Below are 15,712 nucleotides of genomic sequence, written 5' to 3' on the forward strand. Positions count from 1 at the left end.
CCTACCGCAGACCGGTGCCGCGGGCGATCGCCGTCTCCACGAGCGTGGTCAGCAGGGTCGGGTAGTCCACACCGGTCTCCGCCCACATCAGCGGGTACATCGAGATCGGCGTGAAGCCCGGCATGGTGTTGACCTCGTTGACGACCAGCCGCTCGTCCTCGGTGACGAAGAAGTCCACCCGGGCCAGCCCCTGGCAGTCCAACGAGCGGAACGCGGTGACGGCCATCTCGCGCAGCTCGCCGACCACCGCGTCGGGCAGCTTCGCGGGCACGTCGAACTCGCACACGTCGTCGAGGTACTTGGCGTCGAAGTCGTACCAGTCGACCGCGCCGCCGACCACGCGCAGCTCGGCGGGCGCCGAAGCCTCCACGCGGCCGTCGGGGAACTCCAGCACGCCGCACTCGACCTCGCGACCGGAGACCGCGGCCTCGACGATCACCTTGGGGTCGGTCTTGCGGGCCAGGGCGATGGCGCCGTCCAGGTGGTCCCACGACGCGACCTTGGAGATGCCCACCGAGGAACCGGCGCGCGCGGGCTTGACGAACACCGGCAGCCCCAGGCGCTCCCGGTCGGCCTCGGTGAGGGTGTCCTGGTCGCGCCGCAGCACGGCGTACCGGCCGACCGGCAGGCCCGCGCCGCCCAGCAGGCGCTTGGTGAACTCCTTGTCCATGGCCGCCGCGCTGGCGAGCACACCCGGTCCGACGTAGGGGATGTCGGCCAGCTCCAGCAGGCCCTGCACCGTGCCGTCCTCGCCCCACGCGCCGTGCAGCAGCGGGAAGACGACGTCCACGTCGGACAGCACCGCGCCCGGCTCGGCGGGCGCCAGCTGGCCGCCCGAGACCGGGACCAGCGAGTTGACCGAGGGCAGCTGCCGGTCGCGCACCTCGAGCGCCTTCGTGTCGTCGGCGCCGACCACCCACGCGCCTGCTTCGGTGATGCCCACGGGCACCACCTCGAACCGCTCCCGGTCGAGGTGCGGGAGGACGCTGCCGGCGGACAGGCAGGAGACCTTGTGCTCGCTGCTGCGCCCGCCGAACACCACGGCGACCTTGGTCTTGCGCTGTGTCATGGCTCGGACCCTACCCGGATGGCGTAACACCGTGACCGGGCTGCTCGGGGGTGGGCGCAGCGCCGGTCAGGCCGGGCCGGCCCCGTCAGGCCGGCCCCGTCAGGCCAGGACCTCGCGCAGCAGGCGGATCAGCTCGGGCACGGCGGCGGCGAGCTGGTCGCGTGAGCAGGCGCTGTAGCCGATGGCCGCGCCGTGCACCCTGGGCCTGCCCGCGTGGTGCCGGGCCAGGCCGTCCAGGCGCAGCCCCTTCGCCCAGGCCGCCGAGAGCACGTCGCGCTCGGCCTGCGCGGTGGGCAGGGGCACCACGATGTGCGCGCCCGCGTCGTCGCCCAGCACCGGCACGCCCGCGTCGGCGAAGGCCGCCGAGAGCAGGGCGCGGCGCTCGGACAGCTCGCGGCGCAGCCTGCGCAGGTGGCGGCCCAGGTCGCCGTTGCGGGCCAGCTCGACCAGCACCCGCTGGCCCGCCGCCGACGGGCTGGTGCCGGTGCGGTCGCGGTGCTCGGTCACCTCGACCGCGACCTGGTCCGGCGCGACCATCCAGCCCGCGCCCAGCGTCGGGGTGAGGATCTTGCTGGTGGTGCCCAGGTGCACGACCACGTCCGGCGCGAGGGCCGCCAGCAGCGGCAGGGGCGCCACGTCGTAGCGCAGCTCGCCGTCGTAGTCGTCCTCGACGACCAGCCAGTCCTCGGCGCGCGCCCGCTCCACCAGGGCGACCCGGCGCGCGGCCGACATGCGCCCGCCCATCGGGTACTGGTGCGCGGGCGAGCAGTAGACGCCCCGGACGCCGGCGGGCACGCCCTCCACGAGCAGGCCCTCGGCGTCGACCGGCGCCTGCACGACCCGCACGCCCGCCGAGCGCAGCGCCCACACCGCCCGCTGGTAGCCGGGTTCCTCCACGGCCACCACGTCGCCCGGCCGCAGCACCGCCGCGGCCAGCTCCACCAGCGCCGCGGTCGTGCCGCCGGTCGCGAGCACCGACTCCTCCCGCAGCCCGCCGCGCACGGCCAGGCCGCGGTGCCGCAGCAGGTGCTCGGCGACCACGGCGCGGTACTCGGGCAGGCCCGCGCGGGACGGGCGGAACAGCGGCGGCACGTCCGCGGCCGCCCGCCAGGCCCGCCGCCACGCCGCGCGGTCCAGGCCCTCGGCCCACGGCGCACCCGGCGCCAGGTCGACCACGTCGGCGGGCACGGGCGCGGCGGCGGCGCGGCGGGTGCGGGCCCGCAGGGCGCCGGGCGGCGTGGTCGTCACGTAGGTGCCCGAGCCGTGCCTGCCCGCGATCCAGCCCTCGGCGTGCAGCTGCTCGTACGCCGCCGCGGTCACCGTCCGGCTCACGCCCAGCCGCTCGGCCAGCGCCCGGGTCGAGGGCAGCCGGTCGCCGCTGCGCAGCCTGCCGTCCGCCGCCGCCTCGCGCAGCGCGTCCGCCAGCTGCACGGCCAGCGGCTCGGCCGACTCGCGGTCCAGCGCCACCGCCAGTGCCGTCTCCGCCAAGGTGGTCTCCTCAAATAGCCAGGAATTGGCTCTTGTGAGATGCCACTTTACCGGAGAGGCTGGTCGCATGACGCTGTCGCCGACGCCCCGCAGCACGGTCAAGCGCGGACACAAGCGCGCCGTGACCGAACGCACCGCCCTGCACTCCGTCCTCGACGCCGCGCTCGTCTGCCACCTCGCGGTGGTCGTCGACGGCGCGCCGCTGGTGCTGCCGACCGGCTACGGCCGCGACGGCGACACCCTCTACCTGCACGGCTCGACCGGTGCGCGCAGCCTGCGCGAAGCCGTGGCCGGCGTCCCGGTGTGCGTCGCCGTGACCGTGCTCGACGGCGTGGTCTACGCGCGCTCCATGTTCGGCCACTCCATGAACTTCCGCTCGGCGGTCGTCCACGGCGTCGCCGTGCCCGTCACCGAGCCGGAGGCCAAGCTGCACGGCCTGCGCGTGCTCACCGAGCACCTCGCGCCCGGCTCGTGGGACTACGCCCGGCAGCCGACGACCAAGGAGCTGGCCGCGACGTCGGTGCTGGCGCTCGACCTCACCGAGGCGTCGGTGAAGGTCCGCAGCGGCCCGCCCGGCGACCACGAGGACGACGTGGCCGCGAACGACCGGTGGGCGGGCGTGCTGCCGGTGCGCGCGGTCTGGGGCGAGCCCGAGCCGGACCCGACGCTGGTGGGCGGCTGGGACGTCCCGCCGCACGTCGTCACGCGCAGTCGGGCCTCGTCGGCCGGGGGTCCTCTCGGGTAGCGCCCGCGACCGGGTCGTACCGGTACGGGCGCATGGTGCGCCCGCCGTCGCGGTAGACGTGGATCGTGACGGCCGGGTCGACGCCGTCGTTGCGGACCTGGTGCACGTGGTCGGGGCCGAACACGCGCGACTGGCCGGCCGCCAGGTGGTGCAGCACCTGGCGGTTCCCGGTCGCGACGACCTCCGTCAACGAGCCGCTGACCAGCGTGAACGCGCCGCTCGTGTGGCCGTGGTCGTGCAGGTCGGTGTGCTGGCCGGGCAGCCAGCTCATCAACCACACCTCCTGGGAGTCGGTGCGCTCCACGAGGGCGGCGAAGCGCGAGTCGGGGTCGTAGCGGAGCAGGTGGGTCCAGCGCTCGCGCCGTGCCGCGGTGTCCAGCGCGATCCGCACGGGGTGCAGCGCGCCGTGCGACTGGGGCAGGGCGATCGTGTTCTCCGGAACGGCGAACATGGTTCCTTCTCGGTGTCTCGTGGGCGTGCGGGCCTCAACGGCTCGCGGGGCGCGAGGCGATCACCGAGGGAGACAGAGCGCGCTGGCGACCAGGCCGAGGTCGATGTGACCCCGCCCGGCGGTCATGGCGCGGAAGGACATGGGGTCGAGGGTGGCAGCACCCCCGACCCCCGGCAAGCGCATCCCACGAAATGGACCCTTCAGGGGGAACCGAGGGAGTCGAGGAAGTCGGCCACCAGGTCCGCGGTGTCCTCGCAGCCCGCCGACACCCGGACCAGGCCCTCCGGCACCGGGTCGCCCCACTGGGCCCGCCGGTCCAGGGTCGTGTGCAGGCCGCCGAAGCTGGTGCTCGCGTGCACCAGCCGCGACCGCTCCAGGAACGCCGCGACCGCCGCGGCGTCGGCCAGCTCGAAGGTCAGCACCCCGCCGAACCGCCGCATCTGGCGGGCCGCCACCTCGTGCGCCGGGTCCTCCGGCGACCCCGGCCAGCGCAGGCCGGTGACCGCCGGGTGCCCCTTGAGCACCTCGTGGAGGGCGGCGGCGTTCTCCGCCTGGCGGGTCAGGCGCAGGTCGAGGGTGCCCAGGCCGCGGTGCGCCAGCCACGCCTCGAACGGGCCCGGGATCGCGCCGCCGGTGGTGCGCGCCGCCCGCACCCGCTCGGCCAGGTCCGGGTCCGCGGTGGAGACGTGGCCGAGCAGCACGTCGCTGTGCCCGGCGACCGCCTTGGTGTCGCTGCTGACCACGACGTCCGCGCCCAGCCGCAGCGGCTGCTGCCCGAGCGGCGTCGCGGTGGTGTTGTCCACTGCCACCAGCGCGCCCGCCGCGTGGGCCGCGCGCGCCAGGGCCTCGATGTCGCAGACGTCCAGGCCGGGGTTGGACGGCGACTCCAGCAGCACCAGCCCGACCCCGTCGAACGAGGGGTAGGGGCCCGCCGTGGGCGCCTCGACGACGGTCACCGGCATCTCGGCGACCAGCGTGCGGGTCAGGTAGTAGCCGTCGCCCGGCACGACGACGGTGTCGCCGGGTCGGAGCACGACGCGCAGCAGCGTCGAGATCGCGGCCATGCCGGACGGGAACAGCACGGCCGTGCCGCCGTCCAGCTCGCCCAGCACCGCCTCCAGCGCCCGCCACGTCGGGTTGTGCACGCGGCCGTAGGTGTCCTCGCCGCCCAGGTGGTAGGCCGAGGCGAACACCGGGCCCGCCAGGAACGGCTGACCGGGCGCGGTCGGAGAGGAGTGCACGACCCGCGTGCCGTCGCCCCAACCGGCCGCCGCACCGCCCGCTGCCGCGCCGTCCGCCGCGCTGCTCTCGGCACCGCCCTCCACCGCACCGCCCGCTGCCGCGTCACGCGCCGGCGTGGCGCTCGCCACAGCTTCGCCCGCCGCCGCGCCGCCGTCCGCGCGCGCCGCCGCGCCCTCGCCTGTCGCGCCCTCGTTCCCGCTCACTGCCGTTCCGCCTTCCGCTCCCGCCCGAGCAGCGCCGCCGTCAGCACGCGCGGGTCCATCCCCTCGTGGCACACCTGGTGCACGCCCTCCGTGATGGGCATGTCCACGTCCATCCGCGCCGCCAGCTCCCGGATCGACGAGCACGACTTGACTCCCTCGGCGACCTGCCCGTGCGCGGCCTCCTGCGCCTGCGCGAGGGAGTCGCCGCGCCCCAGCCTCTCCCCGAACGACCGGTTGCGCGACAGGGGCGAGGCGCACGTGGCCACCAGGTCGCCCAGCCCCGCCAGCCCGGCCAGGGTCAGCGGGTCCGCGCCCAGCGCCTCGCCGAGCCGCGCGGTCTCGGCCAGGCCGCGGGTGATGAGCGAGGCCATCGTGTTGTCGCCGAAGCCCATGCCCGCGGCCATCCCGCAGGCCAGCGCGATCACGTTCTTGCACGCGCCGCCCAGCTCGCAGCCGACCACGTCCACGTTCGTGTAAGGCCGGAAGTAGGAGTTCGAACAGGCGTGCTGGAGGTCGACCGCGCGGTCGTGGTCGGTGCACGCGATGACCGTGGCGGTGGGCTGCTCGGCGGCGATCTCCCTGGCCAGGTTCGGCCCGGACACCACCGCGACCCGGTCCTCCGGCACGTCGGCGACCTCGCGGACCACCTCGCTCATCCGCTTGAGCGTGCCCAGCTCCACGCCCTTGGCCAGGCTGACCAGCGTGGCGTCCGGCGGCAGCAGGTCGCGCCAGCCGGTGAGGTTGGCGCGCAGCGTCTGGCTCGGCACGGCCAGCACCACGGCCTCCGCGCCGTCCAGCGCCTTGGCCGCGTCGGAGGTGGCGGACAGGTTGTCCGGCAGGCCGATGCCCGGCAGGTAGTCGGCGTTCACCCGGTCCTGGGCGATGGCGTCGGCGACCTCGGGCCGCCGCGCCCACAGGACCACGTCGGTGCCGGCGTCGGCGAGCACCTTGGCGAAGGCGGTGCCCCACGACCCGGCGCCCAGCACCGCGACCCGTTCCACGTCAGGCCTTCTTCGTGTAGAAGCCGTCGGGCGCCTGCTCCTGGCGGATCTCCGCGAGCAGGTCCTTCACCTCGCCCATCAGCAGGTCGGTCACCTCGCGCAGCACGGCGAGGCTCTGCGGCTGCTCCCGGTACGCGGACAGGTCCACCGGCTCGCCGACGTTCGTCACCACGGTCTTGCGCGGGAGCGGCCGGAACTTCTTCCGGTAGTGGTCGTAGACGTCGCGGGTGCCCCAGCGGGCCGCGGGCACCACCGGGACGTCGTGCTCCAGCGCGAGCCGCGCCACACCGGTCCGGGAGGTCATCGGCCAGCCGTCGGGGTCCTTGGTGATGGTGCCCTCCGGGTAGATGATCACGAGCATGCCCTGCTCCAGGGCCTCGTGGGCGGCGCGCAGGCTCTGCTGGGCGTCGGCGGTGCCGCGGTAGACGGGGATCTGGCGGGCGCCCCTGAGCACCGAGCCGAGCACCGGCACGTTCCACAGGCCGTGCTTGGCCAGGAAGTGCGGCACCCGGCCCTGCTTGTGGACGAAGACCGCGTCGTAGACCGGGTCGAGGTGGGAGACGTGGTTCATCACGACGAGCGTCCCCCCGCTCCTCGGGACCCGCTCCCCGCCCTGGATGCGCTTCCGCGACATCAACGCGGTCGAGGGGTAGAAGGCCACCGCGGCGACCCCGACCCAGAAGCCGCCCTTCTCCTTGGCCACGTGCACTCCCTGCTGAAGTCGTGGACCCGGAGTCTTCCCCCGAGCCCCCGGCCAGGTCCAGCCGGCATCGGGGAGTATGGCGGGGTGGGAGCCGAAGTGGACCTGGTGGTGCCGGTCAAGACCCTGGACCGGGCCAAGTCGCGGCTGGTGGGGTCGCGGTTGGACCGGCCGGCGCTGGCGCTGGCGTTCGCGCTGGACACGATCGCGGCGGCGCTGCCCGTCGCGCGGCGTGTGCTGGCCGTCACGTCGGACCCGGCGGTGGCGCTGGAGCTGCGGGCGCTGGGCGTCGAGTCCGCGGAGGGGCCGGAGGGCCTCAACGAGGCGTTGCGGTTCGGGGCCGCGGTGCTGCGCGAGCGCGACCCGGCGTCGGTGGTGGGCGCGCTCCAGGCCGACCTGCCCGCGCTGCGGACCGCCGAGCTGGCCCTCGCGGTGGCGTCGGCGCGCGGGCGGGCGTTCTGCCCGGACCGGCAGGGCACCGGGACGACGCTGCTGCTGTCGGAACCGGGTGGATCGCTGGAACCCTCGTTCGGCGTGGGCTCGGCGGCGGCGCACGCGGCGTCCGGCGCGACCGCGCTGGTGGGCCCGTGGCCGTCGCTGCGGCACGACGTGGACACGGCGGAGGACCTGGACCTGGCGGGAGCCCTCGGCCTCGGCCCGCGCACGGCGGCGGTCCTGAGCCCCGTGTGCTAGACGAGCCGTGTGCTGGACGAGCCGTGCCAGGTGGGGCCGTGCCAGGTGGGCCGTGTGTCAGGTGAGCCGGTCGAGCGCGCCGCGCAGGAAGGCGTCACGGCGCCCGGCGACCACCTCGGCGGTCAGGTCGGCGCGGCCCTGGCCGTGGATCGCCGGCAGCCACCGCGCGACGTCCACCGGCGTGCTCAGGGCGGCGGCGACGTCCCAGTGCGCGAGGTCGTCGGCGGGCCCGGCCACCTCCTCCCACCCGTCGAGCACCTGCCCGGCCGCCGCCGGTCCCGCGAGCAGGGACGCGTCGCAGCGCAGGTTCCCGAGGTCCACGCCGGCGGCGCCGACCCCGCCGTACTCCCAGTCGACGAAGCCCGCGAACGAGTCGCCGACCCACAGGGTGTTGCCCTGCCAGAGGTCGGCGTGCACGAGCACGGTCCGGCCGACGGGCGCGGGCGCGGCGCCGACGCGTTCCCGCGCCTCGGCGAGCAGCGGTGAGCCGCCGTCCCGGGCCGCGGTGAAACCCGCGCCCGCGCCGTCCATCGGCCACCGGCGCAACGGCAGCCCCGGCCGCGGCTCGGCCTCCACGGCGTGCAGCGCGGCGGCCGCGCGCCCCAGCGCCCGCATCCGGTCCGCCGACGGGTGCACCGGGACCCGGCTGCTGCCGGGCAGCGCCGTGGACAGCACCGCGACGCGGCCGGACGCCTCGCCGTCGAGGTCGGCGGCGATCAGCCGCGGGGTGGGCAGGCCGTGCCGCCCCGCCAGGTCCAGCGCCGCGGCCTCGGTCGCGAGCCGCTCGCACCCGCCGCGGTCGCCCACCTCGGCCACGCGCAGGACGGCGGCGCTCGCGGGGTTCTCGAAGCGGACCAACCACGGACCGCCGACCCGCAGGTCCCGGACGTCGACCACCCCCGCGCCGGGCGCCACGGCGCGTTCGGCCCACCTCAACACGGGTCCCACCGCCACCGCGCCACGGTAACGGCATCGCGCGGGCGGCGGCGCGTGGACCAACCCGATCCGGCGTCGGTCGACGAGATCGCCGGAGCAGGCGTCCCCTCCCGGGGGACCCCTGCTTCAAGTCTGCCGGCTCACACCGACAAGAAGTGGGGTCCCCGAAGGCCCCGGCCCACCACACCCGACCCGCCGAACCCGACCCGATCACACCCAGCCCGACCACACCCAGCCCGACCACACCCGGCCCCCGCCCCCGATCCGTTAGCGTTGACCCGTGCCCGAGCAAGCGACCGTCAGCGCGCACCACCCGGATGGCGCAGCCACCGTCCTGCGCGACGACGGCGTGCTCGTCGACGTGCCCGCCGCCGCGGTCGCCGCCGGTGGTTGGCGCGCGTTGCGGCCCGGCCAGCGCGTGACCCTCGACCGCGACGGGGCCGGCGGGGTGCGGGCGCTGCTGCGGCCGGTGTGACGGGGAGTTCACCTCCCTGACCGCCCCGATCAGGGCGAACGCCGGCTTTCTGGGGAACAATGCGTTCGTGAGCACCGAGAACACCCCCGACCAGCCGGCGCCGCGGCGACGCACCCGAACACCCCGCGCCACCACCCCCTCGGCGGGCAGCACGCGCCGTCCCCGGCCGGCCACCCGCCGCAGCCCGGTGCGGACGCCGACGCCGACCCCGCCGCCCGCCGAGACGCCCGCCCGGCCGTTCCCCAGCTCACCGCCCGCCGTCACCGCGACCGAGACCCAGGTCGACCTGCCCGACGACCGGTACTTCAACCGCGAACTGTCCTGGTTGGACTTCAACGCCCGGGTGCTGGCGCTGGCCGAGGACGCCTCCCAGCCGCTGCTGGAGCGGGCCAAGTTCCTGGCGATCTTCGCGTCGAACCTGGACGAGTTCTACATGGTGCGGGTCGCCGGCCTGAAGCGCCGCGACGAGACCGGCCTGTCGGTGCGCAGCGCGGACGGCCTCACCCCGCGCGAGCAGCTGTCCAACATCTTCAAGCGCACCCAGGAGCTGGTCGAGCAGCACGCCAGGGCGTTCCTGGACCACGTGCAGCCGGAGCTGGAGAAGCACGGCATCAGCATCGTGAACTGGGCGCAGCTGACCGACTTCGAGAAGCTGCGCCTGTCGAACTACTTCACCGACCAGGTGTTCCCGGTGCTCACACCCCTCGCCGTGGACGCCGCGCACCCGTTCCCCTACATCTCGGGCCTGTCGCTGAACCTCGCGGTGACCGTGCGGGACCCGGAGGGCGGCGCGGAGCGGTTCGCCCGCATCAAGGTGCCGGACAACGTGCCGCGGCTGGTCCGCGTGGAGAACGACCGCACCAGCCCGACCGCGACGTTCCTGCCGCTGGAGGAGCTGATCGCGGCCCACCTGGGCGAGCTGTTCGCGGGCATGCAGGTGGTCGAGTGCCACGCCTTCCGGGTCACCCGCAACGCCGACCTGGAGGTCGAGGAGGACCAGGACGAGGACCTGCTCCAGGCGCTGGAGCGCGAGCTGGCCCGCCGCCGGTTCGGGCCGCCGGTGCGGCTGGAGGTCGCCGGCGACATGACCGACCACATGCTGGAGCGCCTGCTGCGCGAGATGGAGGTCGACCCGGCCGACGTCGTGCAGGTGCCCGGCCTGCTCGACCTGTCGTGCCTGTGGCAGCTCTACAGCGTCGACCGCAAGCAGCTCAAGGACGCGCCGTTCGTGCCCGTGACGCACTCGGCGTTCGGTGAGCGGGAGACGCCCAAGAGCATCTTCGCCACCCTCCGGGAGGGCGACGTGCTGGTGCACCACCCGTACGACTCGTTCTCCACGTCCGTGCAGCGGTTCATCGAGCAGGCGGCGGCCGACCCGCGCGTGCTGGCCATCAAGCAGACCCTGTACCGCACCTCGGGCGACTCCCCGATAGTGGACGCGCTGATTGACGCGGCCGAGGCGGGCAAGCAGGTCGTGGCGCTGGTGGAGATCAAGGCGCGGTTCGACGAGCAGGCCAACATCAAGTGGGCGCGGGCGCTGGAGAAGGCGGGCGTGCACGTCGTCTACGGCCTGATGGGGCTGAAGACGCACTGCAAGACGTCGCTGGTGGTGCGGCAGGAGGGCTCGCGGATCCAGCGGTACTGCCACATCGGCACCGGCAACTACAACCCGAAGACCGCCCGGCTGTACGAGGACATCGGCCTGCTGACCGCCGAGCCGACCATCGGCGCGGACCTGACGGACCTGTTCAACGTGCTCACCGGGTACGCGCGGCAGGACCACTACCGCAGCCTGCTGGTGGCGCCGTACGGCGTCAGGCGGGGCATCGTGGAGCGCATCGGGCACGAGATCGAGCTGGCGCGGTCCGGGCTGCCCGCGGGCGTGCGCATCAAGGTGAACTCGCTCGTGGACGAGGAGGTCATCGACTCGCTGTACCGGGCGTCGCAGGCGGGCGTGCCGGTGGAGGTGGTGGTGCGCGGGGTGTGCACGCTGAAGCCCGGCATCGAGGGGCTGTCGGAGAACATCCACGTGCGCTCGATCCTCGGGCGGTTCCTGGAGCACTCGCGGGTGTTCCACTTCGCCGGGGCGGGCGAGCACTGGATCGGCAGCGCCGACATGATGCACCGGAACCTGGACCGGCGGGTCGAGGTGTGCGTGCGGGTGACCGACCCGAAGCTGACCGGGCAGCTGGACGCCATGTTCGAGTCGGCGCTGGAGCCCACCACGAGGTGCTGGGTGCTCCAGCCCGACGGCGAGTGGGAGGCGTGGCCGGCGGACGGCAGCCGGGTGCGCGACCACCAGACCGAACTGCTCCGCCGCCACCGCTCGCTGGGGTGAACCGTTGATCAGGGCTGCCGGCGCCGTGCTGTGGCGCGAGGGTTCCGTGGCGGTCGTGCACCGGCCGCGGTACGACGACTGGTCGTTGCCGAAGGGCAAGCTGGACCCGGGCGAGACCGTGCCCGCCGCGGCGGTGCGGGAGGTGCGGGAGGAGACGGGGTTCCGGGCCGTGCTGGGGCGGCACCTGCGCCGGGTGTCGTACGAGGTGGCGGCCGGGCCGAAGGTCGTGGACTACTTCAGCGCGTGGGCCGCGTCGGGCGCGTTCTCGCCCAACGACGAGGTGGACGAGCTGCGCTGGGTGCCGTTCGCGGAGGCCTCGGACCTGGTCAGCCGCGACACCGACCGGGTCGTGCTGGAGGACTTCCTGGCCGAGCCCGCCGACCTGGCGCACGTGCTGCTGGTGCGGCACGCGAAGGCGGGCAAGCGGGACAACTGGCCCGGCGACGACGACCTGCGCCCCCTCAGCGCGGCCGGGTGGCGGCAGGCCGCGGGCCTGCGCTCGCTGCTGCCGCTCTGGGCGCCCTCACGCGTCCACTCGGCGCCGCGCGTGCGCTGCGTGGACACCGTCCGGGGCGTCGCGGACGACCTCGGCGCGGCCGTCCTCCTGGAGCCGCGGCTGTCCGAGGAGGGCTACTGGCCCGACCGGGAGGCGGCCCTGGTCCGCTTCCTGGAGATCGCCGACGGCACGGGCGCCTCGGTCGTCTCCAGCCAGGGCGGCGTCATCCCGGACATCGTCTCCACCCTCGCCGACCTGGGCGGCCTCCCCCTGGACGGCACCCCCTGCAAGAAGGGCAGCGCCTGGCTCCTGGCCTTCCGCCGCCCGGCCCCGGGCTGGTCCACATCGGACTCGTCCACCGGCTGGCCCCGCCTGGTCGCGGCCCACTACCTCCCCACCGCCCTGCCCACCCCCTGAACCCGCGCGTGTCCTCCACTCGGGCATCGCGTGTCCTCCACTCCGGCACCGCGAACCTGCCGGTGGCGCGTCACGAGTAGGCCGCCCGGGTCGTGGTTGGGCCGGTCGGGTCACGATCGGCACCGGCGCGGAACCGTGCGCTCACGCCGGTGCGGCCAAGTGGTGGGTCCGGCGTGCTCGACCGCGCGACTCGCGGTGCCGGACCGGACGACACGCGATGCCCCACTGGACGACACGCGGTGTCCGAGTGGACGACACGCGATGCCGGACTGGACGACACGCGGTGTCCGAGTGGAGGACACGCGGAGCGGGGTGGGTGTTCGGGGGTTGGGCGGGAGGGGGTACGGGTAGGGCCCGGTGCGCGTCCGCACCGGGCCCCGGGTGGAGCTGGGCCGGGGTTGCCGGCCCCGGGTCACTTCTTCTTCGCCGCCGACGTCTTGGCCGCGGCCGACGTGGCCTTGGCCGGGGTCGCCGTCTTGGCGGCGGCCGACGTCTTCGCCGCGGTGGCCTTCTTCGCGGCCGCCGGCTTGGCGGCCGCCGAGGTGGTGGCCTTGGCGGTCGACGCCTTCGTCGTGCTCGCCTTCTTCGGCGTCGTCGCCGCCGCAGCAGCCGCCGGCTTGGCCGCCGCCGCCTTGGTGGCGGTCGACTTCGCTGCCGTCGTCTTGGTCGCGGCGCTCTTGGCGGGCGCGGCCTTGGTGGCGGTGGCGGCCGGCTTGGCCGCCGCCGTGGTGGACCGGCTGCGGGTGGCCGGGGCCTTCGTGGCAGCCGCAGCGGCGCGCGTGGTGGAGCTGGTGCTGCGCGCCGTGGAACGCGCCGTGGTGGTGCGCGCGGTGGTGCTGCGGGTCGCCGGTGCCTTGGTGCCCGCGGCCGGCTTGGCGGCCGCGGCGGCAGCGGCAGCGGGCTTCGCGGCCGTCACGCGAGGCAGCTTCTTGGTGCCGCTGATGACGTCCTTGAACGTCGAACCGGCGCGGAACGCGGGCACGTTGGTCTTCTTGACCTTGACGGTCTCACCGGTGCGCGGGTTGCGAGCGGTGCGGGCCGCGCGGGCACGCTTCTCGAAGACACCGAAGCCGGTGATGTTGACCTTCTCGCCCTTGTGGACGCTGCGGACGATGACGTCGACGATGCCGTCGACGGCGGCAGCGGCGTTCTTCTTGTCGCCAAGGCGCTCGGCGAGCGCCTCGATGAGCTGGGCCTTGTTCACCTTCAGTCCCTCCCAGGACGCTCACGGCCCTAGTCGGGCCGACTGATGAGTCACGGTAAGCCCATATGCAAGGAAATACCAATCGCCACGCCAAACTTTTCGTTGTGGCGTGGGCGATTACGTCCTGTCGAGGGACACTCCCCGGGGCCCCTGAGGGAAAGACCGGGGCCGGATTTCCGCTGCTAGAGGGGGAAATCCGGCCCCTTCGGGTCACTTCGCGGGCACTGGATCGGTGGTCGGCAGCCACCCCTGCCTGCGCTGCTCGAACTCGGTGATGTCATCGGCGTGCCGCAGGGTCAGGGCGATGTCGTCCAATCCCTCCAGCAGGCGCCAGCGGGTGTACTCGTCGATGGTGAAGGGGGCGGTGAAGTCCTTCGCCACAACCGTGTTCTTCGTCAGGTCGACGGTCACCGGGGTGCCGGGCTCGTTCTCCAGGACCTTCCAGAGCAATTCGACATCGGACTGCTCGCACTGGGCCGCCACGAGCCCCTGCTTGCCCGAGTTGCCCCGGAAGATGTCGGCGAACCGGGACGAGATGACCACCCGGAAGCCGTAATCCATGAGCGCCCACACGGCGTGCTCGCGGGACGAGCCGGTGCCGAAATCGGGTCCGGCGACCAGCACGCTGCCGGCCCGGTACGGCTCCTGGTTGAGCACGAAGTGCTCGTCACCGCGCCAGGCGGCGAACAGGCCGTCCTCGAAGCCCGTGCGGGTGACGCGCTTGAGGTAGACGGCCGGGATGATCTGGTCGGTGTCCACGTTGGACCTGCGCAGGGGCACCCCGACCCCGGTGTGGGTGGTGAACGCTTCCATTCGGATCGATCTCCCTCAGACCAGGTCGGCGGGCGAGGACAGGGTGCCGCGGACGGCGGTGGCGGCGGCCACCAGCGGCGAGACCAGGTGGGTCCGACCGCCCTTGCCCTGCCTGCCCTCGAAGTTGCGGTTGGACGTGGAGGCGCTGCGCTCACCGGGCTTGAGCTGGTCCGGGTTCATGCCGAGGCACATGGAGCAACCGGCCTGGCGCCACTCGGCGCCCGCGCCGAGGAACACCTCGTGCAGCCCCTCGGACTCCGCCTGGGCGCGCACGCGCATGGAACCGGGGACGACGAGCATCCGCACGCCCTCGGCCACCTTGTGGCCGCGCAGGACGTCGGCGGCCACCCTCAGGTCCTCGATGCGGCCGTTGGTGCACGAGCCGAGGAAGACGGTGTCGACCCGCACGTCGCGCAGCGGGGTACCCGGCTCCAGCCCCATGTACGCCAGCGCCTTCTCCGCGGCCACGCGCTCGTTCTCGTCCGCGATCGCCTCCGGGTCGGGCACCCGGTCGCCCAGCGGCAGGCCCTGGCCGGGGTTGGTGCCCCAGGTGACGAACGGCGTCAGCTCGGCGGCGTCCAGGCGCACCTCGGCGTCGAACTCGGCGTCGTCGTCGGTGCGCAGCGTCTTCCAGTACTCCACGGCGGCGTCCCAGTCCGCGCCGGACGGCGCGTGCGGGCGGCCCCGGAGGTAGTCGAACGTCGTCTGGTCGGGGGCGATCATGCCCGCCCGCGCGCCGGCCTCGATCGACATGTTGCACACGGTCATGCGGGCTTCCATGGACAGCGCCTCGATCGCGCTGCCCCGGTACTCCAGGACGTAGCCCTGCCCGCCGCCGGTGCCGATCTTCGCGATCACCGCGAGGATGACGTCCTTGGCCGTCACGCCGGGCCGCAGCTCGCCCTCGACGGTGATCGCCATGGTCTTGAACGGTTTCAGGGGCAGCGACTGGGTCGCCATCACGTGCTCGACCTCGGACGTGCCGATGCCGAACGCCAGGGCGCCGAACGCGCCGTGGGTGGACGTGTGGCTGTCACCGCAGACCACCGTCATGCCGGGCTGCGTCAGGCCCAGCTGCGGACCCACCACGTGGACGATGCCCTGCTCCGCGTCGCCCATCGGGTGCAGCCGGACGCCGAACTCGGCGCAGTTCTTGCGCAGCGTCTCGACCTGCGTGCGGGACACCGGGTCCGCGATGGGCAGCTCGATGTCCACCGTCGGGACGTTGTGGTCCTCGGTGGCGATGGTGAGGTCGGGCCGGCGGATCCGGCGCCCCGCCAACCGCAGCCCGTCGAAGGCCTGCGGGCTGGTCACTTCGTGCAGCAGGTGGAGGTCGATGTAGAGCAGGTCCGGCTCCGCGCCACTGCCGTGGCGCACGACGTGTGCTTCCCACACCTTCTCCGCGAGCGTGCGGCTCATCGCAACTCTCCCAAGATCTGGA

15 protein-coding genes are annotated in these 15,712 nt (G+C 74.1%); 5 read left to right on the plus strand and 10 right to left on the minus strand.

The features are described 5' to 3' along the window. Position 1: 1 nt before the first annotated feature. Both ABD223_RS07780 and pdxR read right to left on the minus strand, forming a co-directional pair. Positions 2 to 1,069 (minus strand): D-alanine--D-alanine ligase family protein, encoded by a 1,068-nt coding sequence (locus tag ABD223_RS07780; protein ID WP_344035254.1) that lies wholly within the window; start codon positions 1,067 to 1,069, stop codon positions 2 to 4. A gap of 99 nt (positions 1,070 to 1,168) precedes the next feature. Next, entirely contained in the window at positions 1,169 to 2,557 is a 1,389-nt protein-coding gene (gene pdxR, locus ABD223_RS07785; protein WP_380645705.1) for a MocR-like pyridoxine biosynthesis transcription factor PdxR, read from the minus strand. Positions 2,558 to 2,624: 67 nt separating this feature from the next. On the opposite strand from pdxR, the gene ABD223_RS07790 reads away from it, so the two are divergent. Continuing rightward, positions 2,625 to 3,302 (plus strand): pyridoxamine 5'-phosphate oxidase family protein, encoded by a 678-nt coding sequence (locus ABD223_RS07790; RefSeq protein ID WP_344035255.1) that lies wholly within the window; start codon positions 2,625 to 2,627, stop codon positions 3,300 to 3,302. Here the strand turns inward: ABD223_RS07790 and ABD223_RS07795 are convergent. From ABD223_RS07795 to ABD223_RS07810, 4 genes are all read right to left on the minus strand, one after another. Continuing rightward, a complete protein-coding gene (locus tag ABD223_RS07795) occupies positions 3,259 to 3,753 on the minus strand; it encodes a cysteine dioxygenase (protein WP_344035256.1) in 495 nt (164 codons plus the stop codon). The genes ABD223_RS07790 and ABD223_RS07795 overlap by 44 nt on opposite strands. A 200-nt stretch (positions 3,754 to 3,953) precedes the next feature. Next, positions 3,954 to 5,078 (minus strand): cystathionine gamma-lyase, encoded by a 1,125-nt coding sequence (locus tag ABD223_RS07800; protein ID WP_344035388.1) that lies wholly within the window; start codon positions 5,076 to 5,078, stop codon positions 3,954 to 3,956. A 116-nt stretch (positions 5,079 to 5,194) separates the two neighbouring features. Next, a complete protein-coding gene (locus ABD223_RS07805) occupies positions 5,195 to 6,199 on the minus strand; it encodes an NAD(P)H-dependent glycerol-3-phosphate dehydrogenase (RefSeq protein WP_344035257.1) in 1,005 nt (334 codons plus the stop codon). Position 6,200: 1 nt separating this feature from the next. Continuing rightward, positions 6,201 to 6,902: a lysophospholipid acyltransferase family protein gene (locus ABD223_RS07810; RefSeq protein ID WP_344035258.1), complete on the minus strand. Its 702-nt coding sequence runs from the start codon at positions 6,900 to 6,902 to the stop codon at positions 6,201 to 6,203. Positions 6,903 to 6,986: 84 nt separating this feature from the next. On the opposite strand from ABD223_RS07810, the gene cofC reads away from it, so the two are divergent. Further along, on the plus strand, positions 6,987 to 7,592 hold the full coding sequence (gene cofC, locus ABD223_RS07815) for a 2-phospho-L-lactate guanylyltransferase (RefSeq protein WP_344035259.1): 606 nt from the start codon (positions 6,987 to 6,989) through the stop codon (positions 7,590 to 7,592). A gap of 57 nt (positions 7,593 to 7,649) precedes the next feature. Here the strand turns inward: cofC and ABD223_RS07820 are convergent, their stop codons facing one another. Next, complete coding sequence (locus tag ABD223_RS07820) at positions 7,650 to 8,546, minus strand: phosphotransferase family protein (RefSeq protein ID WP_344035260.1); 897 nt, start codon at positions 8,544 to 8,546, stop codon at positions 7,650 to 7,652. Positions 8,547 to 8,808: 262 nt separating this feature from the next. Here ABD223_RS07820 and ABD223_RS07825 point away from each other — a divergent pair, with 262 nt between their 5' ends. The 3 genes from ABD223_RS07825 (at position 8,809) to ABD223_RS07835 (ending at position 12,254) form a co-directional block, all read left to right on the plus strand. Next, on the plus strand, positions 8,809 to 9,003 hold the full coding sequence (locus tag ABD223_RS07825) for a hypothetical protein (protein WP_344035262.1): 195 nt from the start codon (positions 8,809 to 8,811) through the stop codon (positions 9,001 to 9,003). A gap of 67 nt (positions 9,004 to 9,070) precedes the next feature. Beyond that, the gene (locus tag ABD223_RS07830; protein ID WP_344035263.1) at positions 9,071 to 11,341 is read left to right on the plus strand and encodes an RNA degradosome polyphosphate kinase; all 2,271 of its coding nucleotides are present in this window, start codon (positions 9,071 to 9,073) and stop codon (positions 11,339 to 11,341) included. A 7-nt stretch (positions 11,342 to 11,348) separates the two neighbouring features. Continuing rightward, positions 11,349 to 12,254: an NUDIX hydrolase gene (locus tag ABD223_RS07835; protein WP_344035389.1), complete on the plus strand. Its 906-nt coding sequence runs from the start codon at positions 11,349 to 11,351 to the stop codon at positions 12,252 to 12,254. Positions 12,255 to 12,666: 412 nt separating this feature from the next. Here the strand turns inward: ABD223_RS07835 and ABD223_RS07840 are convergent, their stop codons facing one another. The 3 genes from ABD223_RS07840 to leuC form a co-directional block, all read right to left on the minus strand. Continuing rightward, positions 12,667 to 13,458: an HU family DNA-binding protein gene (locus ABD223_RS07840; protein ID WP_344035264.1), complete on the minus strand. Its 792-nt coding sequence runs from the start codon at positions 13,456 to 13,458 to the stop codon at positions 12,667 to 12,669. 210 nt (positions 13,459 to 13,668) lie between these two features. Next, positions 13,669 to 14,271, minus strand: coding sequence for a 3-isopropylmalate dehydratase small subunit (gene leuD, locus ABD223_RS07845; RefSeq protein ID WP_344035265.1), 603 nt, complete (start codon positions 14,269 to 14,271; stop codon positions 13,669 to 13,671). Positions 14,272 to 14,286: 15 nt separating this feature from the next. Continuing rightward, a complete protein-coding gene (gene leuC / locus ABD223_RS07850; RefSeq protein ID WP_344035266.1) occupies positions 14,287 to 15,690 on the minus strand; it encodes a 3-isopropylmalate dehydratase large subunit in 1,404 nt (467 codons plus the stop codon). Positions 15,691 to 15,712 lie beyond the last annotated feature (22 nt).

This window comes from Saccharothrix xinjiangensis, assembly GCF_039527585.1.
GTDB lineage: Bacteria > Actinomycetota > Actinomycetes > Mycobacteriales > Pseudonocardiaceae > Actinosynnema > Actinosynnema xinjiangensis.

What these genes read in the sequence shown, in the direction of transcription:
- ABD223_RS07780 (WP_344035254.1), bottom strand. Translation starts at nt 1,069, where the DNA reads ATGACACAGCGCAAGACCAAGGTCGCCGTGGTGTTCGGCGGGCGCAGC.
- ABD223_RS07790 (WP_344035255.1), top strand. Translation starts at nt 2,625, where the DNA reads ATGACGCTGTCGCCGACGCCCCGCAGCACGGTCAAGCGCGGACACAAG.
- ABD223_RS07795 (WP_344035256.1), bottom strand. Translation starts at nt 3,753, where the DNA reads ATGTTCGCCGTTCCGGAGAACACGATCGCCCTGCCCCAGTCGCACGGC.
- leuD (WP_344035265.1), bottom strand. Translation starts at nt 14,271, where the DNA reads ATGGAAGCGTTCACCACCCACACCGGGGTCGGGGTGCCCCTGCGCAGG.
- leuC (WP_344035266.1), bottom strand. Translation starts at nt 15,690, where the DNA reads ATGAGCCGCACGCTCGCGGAGAAGGTGTGGGAAGCACACGTCGTGCGC.